Annotated in this window: 13 protein-coding genes and 1 tRNA gene; 5 read left to right on the top strand and 9 right to left on the bottom strand. The window is 73.6% G+C overall.

What is annotated here, in order from left to right; translation table 11 throughout:
• Positions 1–174 precede the first annotated feature (174 nt).
• Complete coding sequence (locus RF647_RS03385; protein ID WP_368810507.1) at positions 175–2,553, top strand: bifunctional polysaccharide deacetylase/glycosyltransferase family 2 protein; 2,379 nt, start codon at positions 175–177, stop codon at positions 2,551–2,553.
• On the top strand, positions 2,540–3,826 hold the full coding sequence (locus tag RF647_RS03380) for an acyltransferase (protein WP_368810506.1): 1,287 nt from the start codon (positions 2,540–2,542) through the stop codon (positions 3,824–3,826). The genes RF647_RS03385 and RF647_RS03380 overlap by 14 nt, the downstream gene beginning before the upstream one ends.
• Here RF647_RS03380 and RF647_RS03375 read toward each other — a convergent pair.
• From RF647_RS03375 to RF647_RS03355, 5 genes are all read right to left on the bottom strand, one after another.
• The gene (locus RF647_RS03375; protein WP_368810505.1) at positions 3,792–4,820 is read right to left on the bottom strand and encodes a chitinase; all 1,029 of its coding nucleotides are present in this window, start codon (positions 4,818–4,820) and stop codon (positions 3,792–3,794) included. The genes RF647_RS03380 and RF647_RS03375 overlap by 35 nt on opposite strands.
• A 179-nt stretch (positions 4,821–4,999) precedes the next feature.
• Positions 5,000–5,980: a ribose-phosphate diphosphokinase gene (locus RF647_RS03370; RefSeq protein ID WP_133411473.1), complete on the bottom strand. Its 981-nt coding sequence runs from the start codon at positions 5,978–5,980 to the stop codon at positions 5,000–5,002.
• A 2-nt stretch (positions 5,981–5,982) separates the two neighbouring features.
• Complete coding sequence (gene glmU, locus RF647_RS03365) at positions 5,983–7,569, bottom strand: bifunctional UDP-N-acetylglucosamine diphosphorylase/glucosamine-1-phosphate N-acetyltransferase GlmU (protein WP_368810504.1); 1,587 nt, start codon at positions 7,567–7,569, stop codon at positions 5,983–5,985.
• A 142-nt stretch (positions 7,570–7,711) separates the two neighbouring features.
• Positions 7,712–7,784, bottom strand: a tRNA-Gln gene (locus RF647_RS03360).
• 62 nt (positions 7,785–7,846) lie between these two features.
• On the bottom strand, positions 7,847–8,614 hold the full coding sequence (locus tag RF647_RS03355) for a hypothetical protein (RefSeq protein WP_368810503.1): 768 nt from the start codon (positions 8,612–8,614) through the stop codon (positions 7,847–7,849).
• Positions 8,615–8,900: 286 nt separating this feature from the next.
• Between RF647_RS03355 and RF647_RS03350 the strand changes: the two genes are divergently transcribed.
• Positions 8,901–10,745, top strand: coding sequence for an ABC-F family ATP-binding cassette domain-containing protein (locus RF647_RS03350; RefSeq protein ID WP_368810502.1), 1,845 nt, complete (start codon positions 8,901–8,903; stop codon positions 10,743–10,745).
• 4 nt (positions 10,746–10,749) lie between these two features.
• Positions 10,750–12,027 carry a phosphotransferase family protein gene (locus RF647_RS03345; protein WP_368810501.1) on the top strand — a complete coding sequence of 426 codons (1,278 nt, stop codon included), beginning with the start codon at positions 10,750–10,752 and terminating at the stop codon, positions 12,025–12,027.
• On the opposite strand, the gene RF647_RS03340 is transcribed toward RF647_RS03345, so the two are convergent.
• Positions 11,956–12,729: a matrix metalloproteinase-11 gene (locus tag RF647_RS03340; protein ID WP_368810500.1), complete on the bottom strand. Its 774-nt coding sequence runs from the start codon at positions 12,727–12,729 to the stop codon at positions 11,956–11,958. The two genes, RF647_RS03345 and RF647_RS03340, sit on opposite strands and share 72 nt — an antisense overlap.
• Positions 12,730–12,859: 130 nt before the next feature.
• Positions 12,860–14,131, bottom strand: coding sequence for a ScyD/ScyE family protein (locus tag RF647_RS03335; protein WP_368810499.1), 1,272 nt, complete (start codon positions 14,129–14,131; stop codon positions 12,860–12,862).
• A gap of 192 nt (positions 14,132–14,323) precedes the next feature.
• On the opposite strand from RF647_RS03335, the gene RF647_RS03330 reads away from it, so the two are divergent.
• Positions 14,324–15,895 (top strand): hypothetical protein, encoded by a 1,572-nt coding sequence (locus tag RF647_RS03330; protein ID WP_368810498.1) that lies wholly within the window; start codon positions 14,324–14,326, stop codon positions 15,893–15,895.
• Positions 15,896–15,898: 3 nt separating this feature from the next.
• Here the strand turns inward: RF647_RS03330 and RF647_RS03325 are convergent, their stop codons facing one another.
• Positions 15,899–16,345 carry an adenylyltransferase/cytidyltransferase family protein gene (locus RF647_RS03325; protein WP_368810497.1) on the bottom strand — a complete coding sequence of 149 codons (447 nt, stop codon included), beginning with the start codon at positions 16,343–16,345 and terminating at the stop codon, positions 15,899–15,901.
• A gap of 167 nt (positions 16,346–16,512) precedes the next feature.
• Positions 16,513–17,646, bottom strand: coding sequence for an acyltransferase family protein (locus RF647_RS03320; protein WP_368810496.1), 1,134 nt, complete (start codon positions 17,644–17,646; stop codon positions 16,513–16,515).
• Positions 17,647–17,857 lie beyond the last annotated feature (211 nt).

Genomic DNA, 17,857 nt, shown 5'->3' with positions numbered 1-17,857 from the left:
TGGTTTGCACTCGCACTTGCATGCACAGCGATGGGATGTACTTCCTGTGCGACCTGTTTGCACTTGTGACAGACGGGTCGCGGCTTGGCAGGCTGGCCCGGTCGGCCCGTCCGGGGGGATGCGCCGGCCGGTCCGTCGAGGGGACGGACCGCCGACCGGGGGAACGAGCGCGCCGTGGCAGCATCCGACAACGACCGACGACCACCGCACCGCCGACGCGCGGAGCGGACCGGCAGCACCGCCGCCCCGCCGGTGTTCTTCGACCCCAGCGGCAAGCGCTGGTACCGCATCCTCGCCACCCTCGTAGTACTCCTTGCCCTCGCGGCCGGCGCCGTGGCCTGGATCGTCCCGCAGGCGCTCGCCCAGCCCTGGGAGCGGCCGCTGCACCAGGAGAGCGGCTATCCGCGGGAGCTGATCGCCACCGGGGACCAGGAGAACATCCCGCTGCTCGGGGACGCGTCCAACCCGTTCAGCCGGATCGGGCTCGTCGAGGAGACGGACGCCGGGACGGTGCTGCGCAGCCCGTTCAGCGAGGACGTCCTCCGGGTGCTCACCGACGAGGAGCGGGAGCTCGTGGGGGACAGCCCCTACGTCATGGAGCGCTTCGGGGAGTTGCCGGAGAAGCAGCTCATGCTCACCTTCGACGACGGCCCCGACGCCACCTACACCGGTGAGATCCTCGACGTGCTCTCGGCCGAGGGCGTGCCCGCCACGTTCTTCAGCGTCGGCACCAACGTGGTCGGGCAGCCCGAGCTCTTCCGCCGGATCCTCCGGGAGGGCCACATGGTGGGCAACCACACCATGACCCACACCACCGCCTGGGACGACGACCTGCGCAACCGCGAGGAGCTGATCGGCACCGACCGCGCCATGCGCTCGGTCGGCAGCTACGCGACCCACCTGTTCCGCCTGCCCACCGGCGACCCCGACAACAAGGCCCTGCCCATCCTCGAGGCCCAGCAGCTGGGCTACCTGCACGTGGACTTCGACTACGACACCCACGACTGGGAGGCCGCGCCCGGGGAGACCGTGGACCTGCCCGCGCTCGACGGCGAGGGCCACATCGTGCTGATGCACGACGGCGGCGGGGACCGCACCGCCACCGTGGCCGCCCTCAAGGATCTGATCACCGAGGCCAAGGCGCAGGGCTACACCTTCTCGACGCTGGCCCCCGTGATCCCGGAGGGCTACCTGCCGGCGGCGGACACCGAGCCCGTGCTCGCCGACGACGCCACCGCCCTGGCCGTGGCCGGTCTCACCGTGGCCCCGGACGTGGTCATGACCTGGCTGTTCTGGTTCGGCATCGGGTCCCTGACCCTCATGTCCGCCCTCTACGTGGTGCTGGCGCTGATCGGCCACCGCCGCCAGACCCGCCGGGCCTGGCCCGAGCTCCCCGAGGACCGGCTGCCCCTGGTCTCGGTCATCCTGCCGGTGTTCAACGAGGAGCCCGTCATCGCCCGCACCCTGGCCGCCCTGCGCGCCAGCGACTACCCGAACCTCGAGGTCATCGCCGTCGACGACGGCTCCACCGACCGCACCCTGGCCATCATGCGCGAGCACGCCGCGTCCTGGCCGGCGCTGACGGTCATCACCCAGCCCAACGGCGGCAAGTCCATCGCCTCCAACCACGGGATCATGGCCGCCCGGGGCGAGATCCTGGTGACCCTCGACGGGGACACGCTCTTCGAGCCCCGGACCGTCCGGATGTTCGCCCGCCACTTCTACGCCCAGGACACGAAGCGCCCGGTCGGGGCCGTGGCGGGGCACGTGAAGGTCGGCAACCGCACCGGGCTGCTGACCATGTGGCAGTCCTTGGAGTACATCTCCGGGATCTGCGTCACCCGCATGGGCGAGGGCGTGGCCGGGGCGATCTCCATCGTCCCCGGGGCGTGCGCCGCCTGGCGCAAGGAGGCCCTCCAGGCCGCGGGGGGCTACTCCCACGACACCCTCGCCGAGGACGCCGACCTCACCATGACCCTGCAGAAGCTCGGCTGGGCCGTGGTGCAGGAGAACCGGGCCGTGGCGTGGACCGAGGCCCCCATGACCGTGCGCGGGCTGGCCAAGCAGCGGCTGCGCTGGACCTACGGCAACCTCCAGGCCCTGTGGAAGCACGCCGGGATGCTCTTCCGCCCCCGCTACGGGTTCCTCGGGATGGTGGCCCTGCCCTACACCCTGCTCGCCACCCTCGTCCCGCTGGTCTTCCTGCCGCTGACCGTGCTCATGGCCGGGATCAACCTGGCCGCCGGCAACTGGCAGCCCATCGCCGCCTTCGCCGCCTTCGTCCTGGCCATCCACGCCGTGATCTGCGTGATCGCCATCCGCATGGTCGGCGAGTCCTGGACCCACCTGCTGGTGGTGCCCGTCTACCGGGTCATCTACGAGCCCCTGCGCGCCTACCTCCTGTACGCCTCCCTGCTCCAGGCGCTGCGGGGCCGGATGATCGGCTGGTACAAGCCCGAGCGCACCAACAGCGTGATCGACCTAGCCCCCGCGGCGGAGCCCGCCGGCCGGGAGGCCCCGTGGCAGGAGGACCGGCGCGGTGAGCGGGTCTGAGCCCGGCCGGGACCGGTACCTCGACCTGCTGCGGTCGATCGCACTGGTCCGCGTCGTCGCCTACCACACGTTCGCCGGTGCCGTCTTCAGCCTCGTGTTCCCCGCGATGGGCGTGATGTTCGCCCTGGCCGGGTTCCTGATGGCCCGGTCCCTGCGCCGGCCCGCGGGCTCGGTCCTCGTCTCCCGGGCGCGGAGGGTGCTGGTGCCGCTGTGGGTCTACGCCGCCACGGTCCTGGTGCTGCTCGTGGGGCAGGGCTGGTCCCCCGGGGCCGACGGGTCCTGGGGCCAGGTGCTGCTGTGGTTCCTCCCGGTCGGGGACCCGGTCCTCCCGGAGAGCGCCGGGTCCGGGGCGGTGGATCCCACCTGGCCCGTGCAGGCCGGGGAGATCCTCTGGTACGTCCGGGCCTACGTCTGGTTCCTGCTCCTCTCCCCCGTGCTGCTGCGGGCGTTCCGGGCCCGGCCCTGGCCGGTGCTGCTCGCCCCGCTGGCCCTGAGCGGCCTGCTCGCCCTCGGGCTCGTGCCGCTGCCCTCCTGGGCGGACGCCCCGGTGACGGACCTCGCGACCTACGGCTCCTGCTGGGTCCTGGGCTTCGCCCACCAGAGCGGGCTGCTGCGCCGCATCCCCCGCGGCGCCGTCCTCGCGGCGGGGCCCGCGGTGATGGGCCTGGGCCTGTGGTGGGCCGCCGGGCAGCGCGGCGAGGCGGGGTGGGACCTCAACGAGATCCCTCTCGCCCAGGCCCTGTGGTCGTTCGGCTTCTGCGCCGTGCTGCTGCGGGTATCCCCGGCCTGGCGGGATTTGCCCCGGCCGCTGCGGTTCCTGGACGGGGCCGTGACCCTGCTGAACTCCCGGGCGATGACCGTCTACCTGTGGCACAACCTGCTGCTGGTCGGCACCGTCCTGCTCGTCGACGTGCTGTGGGAGAGCGACGTCCTGGCCACGGCCGTGCCCGGGCTGCTGGCGAGCCCGTGGCTGTCCTTCGTGCTGGTCTGGCCGCTGCTCGCCGGAGTCGTGCTCGCGGTGGGCTGGGCGGAGGACCTCGCCGCGGGACGGCGGCCGCGGCTGTGGCCGGTCCGGCCCGCTGCCGCCACTGCCACCGCTCCCGGTCCCGTGACTGCCCCGGCTTCTGGCACCGTCGCGGGCCAGGGGGCCGCTGGACAGGGAGCCGCCGGCACCGGCTTTCCCGGCCGGTCCTGGCTCTACCCCCGCTCCGTGCGGGAGCCGGCCCCGCCGGCGGAGCTCAGCCCGAGAAGCCCTCGCGGAGGACCCGGGTGAACTCTCCGGCCTCCTCGTCGAGGCCGCTGCAGAAGTCGTTGGCCTCGGCCGGGTCCCCGTCCTGCGCGGTGCACGGCCGGTCCCGGTTGACCGACCAGTAGGAGAGCCGCCCCACGCCCTGCTCCCGGGCGAATCCGGCGAGCTCGGCGGCCGCGTCCAGGTCCAGGACCTCCCCGGGGACGTCGTTGACCCCGATCATCGGAGTGATCCCGATCCGGTTCCACACCTCCTCGGCGGAGAGGTCCTGGCCCGCGGCCTCCCACAGCGCGGTGAGCTGGCCGTGCGCCGAGCGGGCCGCCTCCTCCGAGGCCGCCGCCATCGACTGCCCCGCGGGCTTGCTCTCGCTGTAGTTCATGGTCATGAGGTTGACCCCGGCGAGGTCCGCCTCCGCCGCGAGCAGCTGCGCCACGACCTCCACCGGGTCCTGGTCCAGACCGTGCGGGGCCACCGGCAGCGTGGCCCACACCTCGAGCGGCTCGTCCCGCTCCTCCTGCAGGCGCACCAGCACCTCGGCCCGCCGGCGGTTGGCCTCCCGGTCCTCGAGGTCGTCCAGCTCGATGTCGAAGTCCGCGATGCCCACGTCGTAGCGCCCGAGCACCGTCCGGTACGCCGCGAGCAGCCGGTCCGGGTCGGTGCACACGGTGGCCAGCTCGTCCCCGGCGGCGCCGCCGAAGGAGACCACCACCTCCCCGCCCTGCTCCCGCAGGGACGCGATCTGCTCCTCCATCCGCAGCACGGTCTCCGCCTCCTCCAGCCCGTAGTAGCCGCCCCACGAGGGCGTGCAGGGGTCCTCGGGATCGGCCACCACGAAACCCAGCACCGTGCGGGACTGTCCCGCGGCCTCCGCCCCGAAGTCGAAGTACGGGTAGGACGTGGTGTTGACGTAGCCGCCGGACCAGGGCTCGCGCAGGTCGGGGCCGCAGCCGGTGAGGACCAGCCCGGCGGCGCCGCACAGCAGCAGCGGGCGGAGGAGGCGGTGTCGTCGTCGGGTCATGGGTGCGGGCTGTCCTTGTCGGCGCGGAGTTCCCCGGACGGTGCCGCCCGGGACGGTGGTTCCTGCGGTGACGGGGCTCCGCAGCGGGGGCCCCAGCTGTGGGGGCCCCCGCGGCGGAGCAGCCCCCCGCCGGGTGGCGAGGGGCTGCGTCGTCGTCGTCGACCGTTCCCGGGAGCGGGTCAGGACCTGCCGTCGAACAGGCTGGTCACGGAGCCGTCCTCGAAGACCTCCTGGATGGCGCGCGCGATGAGCGGGGCGATCGAGAGGACCGTGAGGTTCTCGAACTGGTGCTCCGGGGGCACGGGCAGGGTGTCCGTGACGACCACCTCGAGGGCGCCGCACGTGGACAGCCGCTCCACGGCGGGGTCGGAGAACACGGCGTGGGTCGCGGCGATGATGACGTCCTTGGCGCCACGCTCGCGCAGCACCTGCACGGCGCCGGAGATCGTCCCGCCCGTGTCGATCATGTCGTCGATCAGCACGCAGGTGCGGCCCTCGATCTGCCCCACGACCTCCTTCGAGGTGGCCTGGTTCGGCCGCGTGATGTCACGGGTCTTGTGCACGAACGCGAGCGGGCAGCCGCCCAGCAGCTCGGTCCACTGCTCCGCCACGCGCACGCGCCCGGTGTCCGGGGAGACCACGGTGACGTTCTCGACGTCGACGACTGAGCGCACGTGCTCCGCCAGCAGCGGGATGGCCATCAGGTGGTCGACCGGGCCGTCGAAGAAGCCCTGGATCTGCGCGGTGTGCAGGTCCACGGACATCAGCCGGTCCGCGCCGGCGGTCTTGTACAGGTCCGCGATGAGACGGGCCGAGATGGGCTCGCGGCCGCGGTGCTTCTTGTCCTGCCGGGCGTAGGGGTAGAACGGGGACACCACGGTGATGGACTTGGCGGACGCCCGCTTCAGGGAGTCGATCATGAGCAGCTGCTCCATGATCCACTGGTTGATCGGGGCCGGGTGGGACTGGATGAGGAAGGCGTCCGTGCCGCGCACCGACTCCCCGAACCGCACGTAGGTCTCGCCGTTGGCGAAGTCGTAGGCGTCGGTGGGGATCAGCTCCGTGCCCAGCTCCGAGGCGATGCGCTCGGCGAGCTCCGGGTGGGCCCGTCCCGAGACCAGCACCAGCTGCTTGGCACCTGCATTGGTGATTGCGGTCATTGTTACTCGCTTTCCTCGGTGGTGTCCCCGGCCGCGCCGTGCGCCGTGGTGTCGGCGCCGGTCCCTGCGCTGGAGTGCTCGGTGGTCCCGGACGGAACGGTCCCGGCCGCGGTCGCGGCGCCGTTGCCCAAGGCCCGGGACGCGGCCTCGGCCGCGGCGGTGCCGGGACGGTGCTCCACGACCCAGTTCTCGACGACCCGCTGCGCGCCCTCGGTGAGGGCCAGGGCCCCCGGCGGCACGTCCTTGCGGATCGTGGTGCCCGCCCCGGAGTAGGCGCCGTCGCCGACCTGCACGGGCGCCACGTACATGTTGTCGGAGCCCATCCGGACGTGGTCGCCGATCACGGTGCGGTGCTTGCGCACGCCGTCGTAGTTGACGAACACGGAGGCCGCCCCGATGTTGGAGTGCTCGCCGATCGTGGCGTCCCCCACGTAGGACAGGTGCGGGACCTTCGAGCCGGTGCCAATCCGGGAGTTCTTGGTCTCCACGAACGTGCCGATCTTGCCCTCGTCCGCGAGCACCGTGCCGGGGCGCAGGTAGGCGAAGGGGCCCACGCTGGCCCGGGGGCCGATCACGGAGCCGGAGCCGTGCGTGCGCACCACGTGGGCGCCCGGGCCGACCTCCACGTCCGTGAGGGTGGTGTCCGGGCCGACGACGGCGTCCTCGCCCACCCGCGTGCCCCCGTGCAACTGGGTGCCCGGCAGGATCGTGGCGTCCGCGGCGATCCGCACCTGCACGTCGATCCAGGTGCTGGCGGGGTCCACGACCGTCACGCCGTTGCGCATGTGCGCCTCGAGGATCCTGCGGTTGAGGTGGGCGCCGAGCTGGGCGAGCTGCACGCGGTCGTTGGCGCCCTCGACCTCCCAGCGGTCCTCGATCTTCAGCGCGTCCACCGCGTGGCCGGCCTCGCGGGCCAGCAGCGGGACGTCGGTCAGGTACATCTCGCCCTGCGCGTTGTCCGAGGTGACCTTCGCGAGGCTGTCGCGCAGCACGTCGGCGTCGAAGGCGAAGATGCCGGAGTTGATCTCGGCGACCGCGAGCTCGGCCTCGGTGGCGTCCTTGGCCTCCTTGATCTCGCGGAACGAGCCGTCGGCGTCCCGCAGGATCCGGCCGTAGCCGCCAGGCTGCTCGTGGTCCGCGGTCAGCACGGTCACCGCGTTGCCGCGCTCCTCGTGGTGGGCGACCAGCTGCTGCAGGACCTCCGGGGTCAGCAGCGGGACGTCGCCGTAGGTGACCACCACGGTGCCGGCCAGCCGCTCATCGGCGTCGAGCGCCTCCACCGCCACCTGGACGGCGCGGCCCGTGCCGGGCACCTCGTCCTGGTCCACGATGATCGCCTCGGGGTCCTGCTCGAGGACGTGCGGGGCGACCAGGTCCCGCTCGAAGCGCACCACGGCCGCCAGCCGCCGCGGGTGCAGGCTCCGGGCGGCCACCAGGCAGTGCCCGACCATGGAACGACCCCCGATCCGGTGCAGGATCTTGGGGGTCTTGGACTTCATGCGCGTGCCCTTGCCAGCGGCCAGGACGATGACGGCGGCGGGCCCGACGGCCGCCCCCGGACGATGTGCAGGGGTCTGGGGGGTGCTCACGGCGGGATGCAGCTCCTCGGTCGTCGATCTGAGAGAGGAGCCGGTGGTCTCACCGGCTCCGGCTCTGTTCCGTCTCACTAGCTTGTGGGCTCTTCGGCTCTGGGGATCTCGAGCTTCCGGGCTCTCCGGCGGGATGCGGACGTTCCGCCTCTAGGACTCGAACCTAGACTCCACGGCTCCAAAGGCCGGGGTGCTGCCGATTACACCAAGGCGGAGCACCGCCGTGGAACGGCAGTGGTGCACGCAGTGCACAGGCAGTCACCCTACCACTCGGGGGTCAGGCCCCGGCCGCTCCCGGGCGGCCCAGGATCACGATGATCCGGGCCGTGGCGGCGGCCTCCCGCAGCTCCGGGACGGCGGCGAACAGGTCCTCCACGGTGTCCTCGTCCACCCCGCAGACGATCAGCGGCGCACGGTCCAGCAGGGGCCGCATCCGCTCGAACGCGGCGGCCGGGCCCTCCCCCGCCGCGGAGGACGCGGCCACGTTCCAGGCCACCGACGCCACGTAGTGCGGGGCCACGTCCAGGGTCCCCGCCTCCCGGGCGCGCTCCAGGTACTCGACCAGCGCCACCTCGTCCGCGGTGGCGCCCTCCGTCTCGAGCAGCAGGTGCACCTGGTGGGCCGAGGCCGCCTCGTCGAGCGCGGCGAGCATCGAGAAGATCCGCTCCTCGCTGCGGCCCCGTCCGCCCATCCCGGCCCGGGGCACCACGAGGTACTCGGCGCCCACGCCCGCGGCCAGCGAGAGGTGGTCGTCCAGGACCGCGATGACGCCCTCGTCCGGGATGTCCTCGTCGATCGAGATGTCGGCCCGGATCATTAGCGGGTCGGCGCCCGCTCCGCGCAGCGCCTCCCCGACCTGCCGCTGCGGCACCGAGCCGAGGTGGCGCCCGACCAGCTGACCGGGTCCCGCCGGGATCTCCACGGGTCCGGGGTGCTCCGTCACGGCACGGACGGCGGTCTCCAGGTCCGTGATCCCGTCCAGCCTGGTGCCCAGCGGACGGGTGCTCGGGGACGCGGAGGATCGCTCCGTCGGATTCTGCTCCATGCACTCCATGCTCTCACCCGAGCTTGAGCCGCCGCTGAGAAATTCCTGTCCGCACATGTGCCTCCCCCGCCCCCATTTCCGCACCCCCATTCCGCCGAGCCCCCATGTCCTCGCGAATCCCCCCGGTCTAGCTGGGGGAATTGCGACGAGATGGGGACTCGACGCGGCAGTGCCCCAATCATTGGGGACTCGATGCGCCAAGGGGCCCAGCCATTGGGGGCTCGGTGCGCCCAGGGGCCCAGAAAGTGGGGACTCGTCGGGGCGGGGGCGCGAGTACCCTTGACGGGTGGCACATCTACTCGGCGGCGAGAACCTGCACCTGGAATTCCCCACCAAGACGGTCTTCGACGCCGTCAGTCTCGGCATCGACGAGGGCGACCGGATCGGCATCGTGGGCCGCAACGGCGACGGCAAGTCCACGCTCATGAAGCTGCTCGCCGGACGGCTGAAGCCGGACGGAGGCCGCGTGACCGTGCGCTCGGGCGTGCGCGTGGGCATGCTCGACCAGGCCGACGTGCTGGACCCGGAGCTGACCGTGGGGCACGCCGTCGTCGGGGACCGCGAGGAGCACGAGTGGGCCGGGGACGCGAAGGTGCGGGACGTGGTCTCGGGGCTGGTCAAGGACCTGGACTGGGACGCGAAGCTGGGCGAGCTCTCCGGCGGCCAGAAGCGCCGCGTGGCGCTCGCCGCGCTGCTGGCCGGCGACTGGGACGTCATCTTCCTGGACGAGCCCACCAACCATTTGGACGTGGACGGCATCACCTGGCTGGCCCGACACCTCGACAACCGCTGGCCGAAGAACCAGGGCGGCCTGGCCGTGGTCACCCACGACCGGTGGTTCCTGGACGCCGTGTGCACCGACACCTGGGAGGTGCACGACCGGATGGTGGAGCCCTTCGAGGGCGGCTACGCGGCGTACGTCCTGCAGCGCGTGGAGCGGGACCGGCAGGCCTCCACCATCGAGTCGAAGCGGCAGAACCTCATGAAGAAGGAGCTGGCGTGGCTGCGCCGCGGCGCGCCCGCCCGCACGGCCAAGCCCAAGTTCCGGATCGAGGCCGCGAACCAGCTGATCAACGACGTCCCGCCGCCGCGCGACACCGTGGCCCTGTCCCAGCTGGCGGTCTCCCGGCTGGGCAAGGACGTGGTGGACCTCGAGAAGGTCTCCGTCTCCTACCCCACCGAGGACGACGGACCCCGGGAGGTGCTCCGGGACGTCACGTGGCTGATCGCCCCGGGTGAGCGCACCGGCATCCTGGGCGTCAACGGCGCGGGCAAGTCCACGCTGCTGGGCCTGGTCACCGGCGAGGTGCAGCCCACGAGCGGGCGGGTCAAGCGCGGGAAGACCGTGAAGATCGCGACCCTCACCCAGCAGCTTTCCGAGCTGGAGGACGTGGCCGAGGACCGGGTCTCGGACGTGGTCGCCTCGAAGCGCACCACCTATCTGGCCGACGGCAAGGAGATGACGCCGGGCCAGCTGCTGGAGCGGCTCGGCTTCACCAACGAACAGCTCGCCACCCCGGTCAAGGACCTCTCCGGCGGGCAGAAGCGGCGGCTGCAGCTGCTGATGATCCTGCTCGACGAGCCGAACGTGCTGATCCTCGACGAGCCGTCCAACGACCTCGACACCGACATGCTCACCGCGATGGAGGACCTGCTCGACACCTGGCCGGGCACCCTCCTGGTGGTCTCGCACGACCGCTACCTCCTGGAGCGGGTCACCGACCAGCAGTACGCCGTGATCGACGGCCGCTTCCGGCACCTGCCCCGCGGCGTGGAGCAGTACCTGGAGCTCGCCTCCCAGTCCCGCACCGGCACGGCCGCCGGCTCCGCGAACGCCTCGAACCCGCTGGCGGCCACGGGCGCGGCGTCCTCGAACGGGACGACGACGGCGCAGGGCGGGCCGAAGCTCTCCGGTGCGCAGGCCCGCACCGCGCAGAAGGAGGTGGGCGCGATCGAGCGGAAGCTGGAGAAGCTGTCCGCCAGGGTCGACGCCCTGCACGCGGAGATGGCGGCGCACGACCAGTCCGACTACACCGGCCTGGGGGAGATCACCGCCCGGCTGAGCGCGGTCCAGGACGAGATCGAGGAGCTCGAGCTGCGCTGGCTCGAGCTGTCCGAGGACCTGGTCTAGCCCCGTGGAGGGCCCGGAGCAGGAGGCCGTGGCCCTGCTCTCGGGCACCGGGATGGGCCCGGTCCTGGCGGCTGCACTGGCCCCGGCCGGGCTGTCCGTGCAGCGCTGGACCCGGCGGCGCGTCCACCACCGGCCGGGCGCCGGGGTCACCGCGGTCTTCGACGTCGTGGCCCTGGTCGGGGCACGGCGGGCCGCCGAGGTGGTGTGCGTGAGCACCGCCTCCCCGCCCGCCGGCACGTCCCCGGCGGTGGTGCGGACCCGCCACGAGGGCGTGGACCTCGTGGCGTGGCGGCACCCGCACGACCCGTGGCTGCCCGGGCTGACCTGGGCGTCCTCGCCCGAGGCGGTGGGGCGGGAGGTCTTCTGCTCCGTCGTGCCCGCGGAGCTCACCGAGGTCTCCTACCGGCCCACCCGGCGGGCGGTGCTGCGGGCGGCCCACGGGTCCCGGGTGCGCTACCTCAAGGTGCTGCGGCGGGACCGGGCCGCGGCGTTGCACGCCCGGCACCGGATGCTGCTCGCGGTCGGGCTGCCCGTGCCGGCGCCCTGCGGGGACCCGGTGCGGGACGTGGTCGTGCTCCGGCAGCTGCCCGGCACCCCGCTGGCCGCGTCCGTGCGCCAGGACGGCGCCGCCGCGCTGCACCCCGAGCACGTGCTGGCGCTGCTCGACGCCCTGCCCGCCGCCGCGCTGGAGCTCCCCGCCCGCGCCCCCTGGACGGACCGGGTCTTGGACTACGGCCACGCGGCCGCGGTGGCCCTGCCGGAGGAGCGCGCCCGGATCGAACGGCTCGCCGCGGCGATCGACGAGGCCCGCCGGGCCACGGATCCCGGCCCGGTGGTCCCCGTGCACGGGGACCTCTACGAGGCGAACCTGCTCGTCGGTCCGGCCGTCCGCGGGACGTTCGGCCCGGTGACCGGGGTGCTCGACGTCGACGCCGTGGGCCCCGGCCACCGGGTGGACGACCTCGCCTGCCTGGTGGCCCACCTGGCGGTCCTGCCCACGGTCCACGACAGCTACGGGCACGCGCCGGCCGCCGCGCAGCGCCTGCTCGCCGGCTTCGACGCGGCCGTGGACCCGGCCGCGTTGCGGGTACGATGCGCCGGGGTGGCCCTGTCCCTGGTGGCCGGCGCCCGCCGCTCGGGCGGCCCGCCGGACCGGGCCCGGCGCCGGCTGGAGATCGCGGAGGGATTCCTCGGCGAGCGTGGATCCCGGTCAGTACCGGGGGAAGCGGGCGTCCGTCCGCGCCGGGACCGGCAGCGCCCCGGCGGGCTCCGCGACCGGTGACCCGGAGGCGCTGTAGGGCCGCACGAACCGGACCGGGGTCCCGTTGATGTCGGCGAGGTGGCCGGCCCAGGCCAGCCGGTAGAGCTCCCTCAGGTCGGCGAGGTCCTCGTCCGTGAGCTTGCTCATCGGCCCGTAGTTCATGATCGAGAACGGGCTGTGCGTCCCGAAGACCTCCGAGGGCCACGGCTTCTCGAGGTTCGCCGCGAAGAAGTGCCGCAGCCCGAAGACGTGGCCGAACTCGTGAATCATCGTCTCGATCTGCTCCTCGTGGGACTGCTCGAACAGCGTGGGGTAGACCGTCAGCTCGTGCCGCCCCCCGTCCGGGAAGAACGCGCTGGCCAGGACGCAACCCTCCGGGGTGCAGTCCGCGGCGTTGCGCAGCACCACCTCGAAGTCCCACAGGTCGGGGTCGTGGGTGAACCGGACCGGCGCGGCCGAGCTCCACCGCACCAGGGCCTCGCTCATGAGCCCGCCGACGATCGACCGGCTCTCCTGCGGGTCGGGAGCGAGCGCGAAGCTGCGCTCCTGGAAGCGCCACTTCAGCATCGACCCCGGCTGCCACAGGGGGATGAACCCCTCGGTGGCGTCGACCACGATCCTGCTCGGGGGCCGCCCTCCCGGCGTGGCGTGCCCCCTCCCCTCGGTGGCGCAGACGAACCCCTCCGCGATGAGGTGGACCAGATCTTCGGTCGTCGGTGCCATGGCTCTTCCTCGCCTCGAATGTCGTGCCCGGGTGGTCCTGCGTGCCTCCGGCCCCCGGAGGCCGGTCGGTGCGGTCCGGCGGCGGTGGCGGGCCGGCGCCGCGCCACCGTCGTCGTCGTTCCTCCGGCGCCTACTCCCCGGTGTCCTCGAGGCGGTAGGCGTCGGAGAAGTCCAGCTCCCAGACCGCTCCGCCGCCGACGGCGCCGAACGGGTTCTGCGGGCCCTCCGCGATCCCCTCGGCCGGAGCGACGCTGTTGACCGAGGCGTAGACCTGTCCGTACCGCCCGGTCGCCAGACCGGCCGGCAGGGGCACGTCGATCGCGTACCGCGCCGCGTCCTCGTGGTGCCGGTGCAGGACCACCACCTGGCCGGGGACCTGCCCGGGGGTCGGCGGCGCCTCCGCCGCCGGGGTCTCCCCCGGCGGCATGGGCGGCGTGGGCCCGAACAGCTGCGAGACGTAGAGGTGGCCGCGGTCCACGGCCACGCCGGTCACCGCGGTGAAGCCGTCCCAGCGGCCGAGCTCGGTGCCGTCCGCGGAGAACTGCACGACCGCGCCCTCCCCCGGACGGACCGATCCCAGCCCGCCCACGTAGACGTTGCCGTGCTCGTCGGCGGTGAGGGACGTGGGCACGAACTCGGCCGGGCCCTCCGGGTCGTCCGTGCCGTCGGGCAGGACGGTGGTCGGCCAGGTGGCCCAGGCCGTGATCTCGTACTCCGGCGGTGCGTCCTCCGTGGCGGTGGAGAAGTCCGGCTCCACCTTCCACACGGTGTTCGCGCCGGCGTCGGCCACGAGCGCGTAGCCGTCCGGCGAGACCTCGTCGTCCTCGTCCACGTACAGGACCGCGTACGGGTTGGAGTCGATCTGCGCGCCGTCCGGGTTGAGCTCCTCCTCGGCCGCCTGCAGATCGGCGTACGCGAGCAGGTACTCCTCCCCGTTCTCCTCGGTGCCCGCGACGAGCATCGACGCGCCGCGCGCCTCGAACACCGACAGGTCGAGCCGCTCCGGGTCGTAGCCCGCGACGACGTACTGACCGTCCACGTCCGTGGCGTCCGCGCCGCCGGGCCCCTCCGCGAAGGACGCGTCCGGCGCCGCCACGGACAGCAGGCCCTCGACCACGGTCGAGACCGCGGGCTCGTCCCGGTGCGGGCCCTCGATCAGGGTGACGGCGCCGGTCGGCCCCGCGCACCGCTCGCCGACGCAGTCCGGGCCGCCGCGGCCGGCCTCGACCACCACCAGGTTCCCGTCCTGGTCCCGATTGAGCTGCCGGGGACTGTCCAGGCCCTCCGCGACCACGCGCGGCCCGTCCGGCCGGTCGTCCTCGTGCGCGAACGCCGCCGGCACCGGCCCCGCCAGCACCACCACCGCCGTGACCACGCCTACTCCGAGTCCCTGTCCTGTCATGACCCACCCCCGGTCGGAATCCTTCCGCGCGCCCGCCACGCGACAGCCCCAGGCTAGGACCGCGATCCCGCTCCCACGGGGAACGGTCCGCAACCGTGACCACCTCTTCACCTACGCGCGGGTACATGGCGGACCGCCGTCACACTGGGCCGTGCCTTGACTCCGTCCCGGCCCGGGCGTGGACTCGGGACCATGGAGACCCTGCCGGTGCCCCGCACCTCGCCCGTCCCGTTCCTCCACCGCCTGCCGATCCTGCTGACCCTCCTGACCCTGCTGGCCACCGCGCTCGCGGGCCTCCTGCTCACCGCCCCCGCCGCCGGGGCCGCCGAGATGCGCGGCGAGGAGAACGTGGTGGTGGCGGCCGACGAGGTCGTGGATGACGACCTCTACGTGACCGGCGGGGGCGTGGTGGTCGACGGCACCGTGCGCGGCGACCTGCTGGTGGCCGCCGGCACGGTGACGATCAACGGCACGGTCGAGGGGGACCTGATGGCCGCGGCCCAGACCGTGGTGATCGAGGGCACCGTGGGCGACGACGCCCGCGTGGCCGGCCAGGTGCTCCTCCTCGGCGAGCAGGCCCGGGTGGCCGACGACCTGGTCACGGCCGGCTACAGCCTGGAGGCTCGCCCCGGCGCCGAGATCGGCGGGGACGTCCTGCTCGGCGCGTACCAAGCCCTCCTGGCCGGCACGGTCGAGGGCGACGTGACCGCCGGGGCCGCCGCGCTCGCCCTGGCCGGCGCGATCGGCGGGAACGTGCAGGCGGACGTGGGCTCCGCAGACGATGTGGGGGCCGCCTGGGCGCCCACCACCGGGGTGGCCGTGCCGCGGGTGGAGCCCGGGCTGACCCTGACCGACGAGGCCCGCCTCGACGGGAACCTGTCCTACCGGTCCGGGACGGAGGCCGCGATCGCCCCGGGCGCCGAGATCGCCGGGGAGGTCGTCTACGAGCCGGTCGTGGTCGAGGAGGAGCCGGCCGGGCCCACCGGGCCGCTCGCGCTGCTGCTCGCCGGGCTGCGCCTGTTCGTGACCCTGTTCCTGGTCGGGCTGCTCGCCCTGTGGCTGTTGCCCCGGACCGTGACCGGGGCGGCGCGCACGCTCCGGGCCCGGCCCTGGCTCAGCCTCGGCTGGGGCGCGCTGACGATCGCGGGGACGGCCGTGGCCGTGCTCGCCGTGCTCGTCGTGTCGATCCTGCTGGCCGTCGCCCTGGGCTGGATGACCCTCGCCGGGCTGGCCGCCGCGGTCGTGACCACGGCCGTGGTGCTGGACCTCGTGCTGGTCCTGGGCCTGGTGCTCGCCGTGGCCCTGCTGGCCCCGGTCGTGGTCGGGTTCACCGCGGGCGGGCTCCTGCTGCGGGACAGGGCACCGGCGAGCTTCGGCAAACGGGTGCTCGCCCTGGCCCTCGGCCTGCTGGTCTACGTGCTGCTCCGGGCCGTGCCCTTCCTGGGTCCCGTCGTCAGCCTGCTCGTGGCGCTGCTCGGCCTCGGCGCCCTCGTGGTGTGGGCCTGGGACGCCGCCCGACCCTCCCGGGCGCGCCGGCGCGCGGACCGGAGCTCGGACCGGAACTGGGACGAGGGCCGGGGCGGCGGCACCGGAGCGTGGCCGACCGGCTCGGGCCAGGGCGGCCCCGAGCGCACCGGGTCGTGGCCGGTCGGACCGGGGCCGGCGGGCACCGGGCACATCCCTCCGGGGCCACAGCGGCAGCCGGGGCCGCCGTGGGCGGGCGAGCGGCCCGGGCGGCAGCTCCCCCCGGAGCCGCCGCGCTGAGCCTCAGCCCACCGGGAGCGAGAGCACCTCGAGGGCGGCCCGCAGCTTCGTGGAGGACGTGTGGACCGTGTACGGGAAGTACACGACCTCCACGCCCACCGCCGCGAACTCCCGCTCGAGCCGCTCCCCCTTCGGGGTGCCGCGCCAGTCGTCGCCCTTGAAGAACACGTCGAAGCGCAGCTCCTGCCAGGTGTCCAGCTTGTCCAGCAGCACCTCGGCGTGGACCTGGTCCACGTAGCGGATGTGCTCGACGATCTCCATCCGCTCGCGCAGGGAGATCACGGGCCGGTGGCCCTTGGTGATCTCGATCAGGTCGTCCGAGACGACCCCGGCGATCAGGTGGTCGCAGTGCATCCTGGCCTGGCGCAGGATGTTCAGGTGCCCCACGTGGAACAGGTCGAACGCCCCGGCCGCGTACCCCACGCGCGGTGCGTGCTTGTCGGTGCTCATGTCAGTCATTCCCCCCTCGGGATCCTGCCGGGGCCTCCTCGGCCCCGGCCCGGTGGACCGCCCGGCCTGCGCCGGGGGTCCCTCTCGGTCTGCTCGCCGTGGGCACCTCGGGTGCGCGGCGGAAATCTGTGGGCCTGCCCGTCAGCAGCGGACGGGCAGGTGTCGGTCTAGCCGGACGTCTGCCCGGCGGGCACCGGGGCGGCGGCCGCTGCGGGGCGGCGATCGGCGCGGCGGCGGTGGTGCCAGCGGGCCACGGGCTCCTCCACGCACCACCAGCAGGCGATGCCGGCCGCGGTGCCCACCACCACGCGCAGGGCCACCCCGGCCGGACCCGGCAGCTCCCCGAACACCGCGGTCAGCGCGTGCCCGGCGCCCAGGTGGAGCAGGTAGATGCTGTAGCTGGCCAGCCCCAGGAGCTGGATCGGCTTCCACCGCATCCCCGCCAGGGCCCGGGCCCCGATCCGGCCGGTGGGCCCGTGCAGGCCCCAGAGCACCACCAGGCAGGCCGCCACCGCCTGGGCCGTGTAGCGGACGGTCTCGCGGAAGAGCTCGTCCCGGATCAACAGCGAGGCCAGGTAGAGCAGCACCGCCAGCACCAGGACCCGGTCCCGGCCCCACCACGCGGGGGCGCCGGCAGCACCCTCCCGGGTGGAACGCCCTCCGGGCGCACGCTCCGCGGTGGTGCGGGCGTACCAGACGGCGGCCAGCACCCCGATGGCGATGGCCTCGAGCCGGGTGTCCGTGCCGAAGTAGATCCGGTCCGCACTCGCCCCGCCCAGGTGCAGGGCCACCCGCGCCCCCGCCGAGGCGAGCGCGGCGGTCCCCGCCAGCACCGCCAGCGCGGTGGCCGGGCGGCGCCGGCCCACGAGGAGCAGCCAGATCAGTGCGAACGCCACGTAGAACTGCTCCTCGATGGACAGGCTCCACACCACGATCGAGCCGGGCAGGACGTCCACCTGGGAGTCCGTGTAGCGCCAGTTGAAGAAGAAGAAGACCTGCCCCAGGAAGTCCCCGAGGCTCACCGGCCGCACCAGCCACGCGTACAGGGCGGTGGGCAGCACCAGGGCCACCAGCAGCGGCGGGGCCAGCTTCAGGGCCCGCCGGCGGTAGAACCCCGCGATGTCGAAGCCCCCGGTGCGCCGGTGCTCCTTGAGCACCAGATGCGTGATGATGAACCCGGAGATGACGAAGAAGATCGTCACCCCGCTGCCCCCCGGCACCATCTCGAGCCCCGCGTGCGCGAGCACCACGAGCATCACCGCGGCGGCCCGCATCGCGTCGAGGTGCGCGAACTGCCGCACGGGCAGCTGCGCCCTCGGACGCCGGCGCGCCCCTGCCGGAACCGGTCCTGCTGTCTCCCCCGCCACAACGTCTCCCTGCGTTCGCCGGACGCCGCGCTCCCCCGAGCCGCGGCCGTCCCGTGCTGCGTCCGGACCCCCTGTTTGCTCCAGGGAATTCCGGTGATCGCCTCACCCTACTGCGGAGAAACCTGCGTTTGCATCTGATAATCCG

Source organism: Kocuria sp. CPCC 205263, from assembly GCF_040981075.1.
Taxonomy (GTDB): Bacteria; Actinomycetota; Actinomycetes; order Actinomycetales; family Micrococcaceae; genus Kocuria; species Kocuria rosea.
Note: the sequence above shows the minus strand (reverse complement) of the source record. Positions and strands in the feature narration are given on the sequence as shown.

What these genes read in the sequence shown, in the direction of transcription:
- RF647_RS03375 (WP_368810505.1), bottom strand. Translation starts at nt 4,820, where the DNA reads ATGACCCGACGACGACACCGCCTCCTCCGCCCGCTGCTGCTGTGCGGC.
- RF647_RS03370 (WP_133411473.1), bottom strand. Translation starts at nt 5,980, where the DNA reads ATGACCGCAATCACCAATGCAGGTGCCAAGCAGCTGGTGCTGGTCTCG.
- RF647_RS03355 (WP_368810503.1), bottom strand. Translation starts at nt 8,614, where the DNA reads ATGGAGCAGAATCCGACGGAGCGATCCTCCGCGTCCCCGAGCACCCGT.
- RF647_RS03340 (WP_368810500.1), bottom strand. Translation starts at nt 12,729, where the DNA reads ATGGCACCGACGACCGAAGATCTGGTCCACCTCATCGCGGAGGGGTTC.
- RF647_RS03335 (WP_368810499.1), bottom strand. Translation starts at nt 14,131, where the DNA reads ATGACAGGACAGGGACTCGGAGTAGGCGTGGTCACGGCGGTGGTGGTG.
- RF647_RS03330 (WP_368810498.1), top strand. Translation starts at nt 14,324, where the DNA reads ATGGAGACCCTGCCGGTGCCCCGCACCTCGCCCGTCCCGTTCCTCCAC.
- RF647_RS03325 (WP_368810497.1), bottom strand. Translation starts at nt 16,345, where the DNA reads ATGAGCACCGACAAGCACGCACCGCGCGTGGGGTACGCGGCCGGGGCG.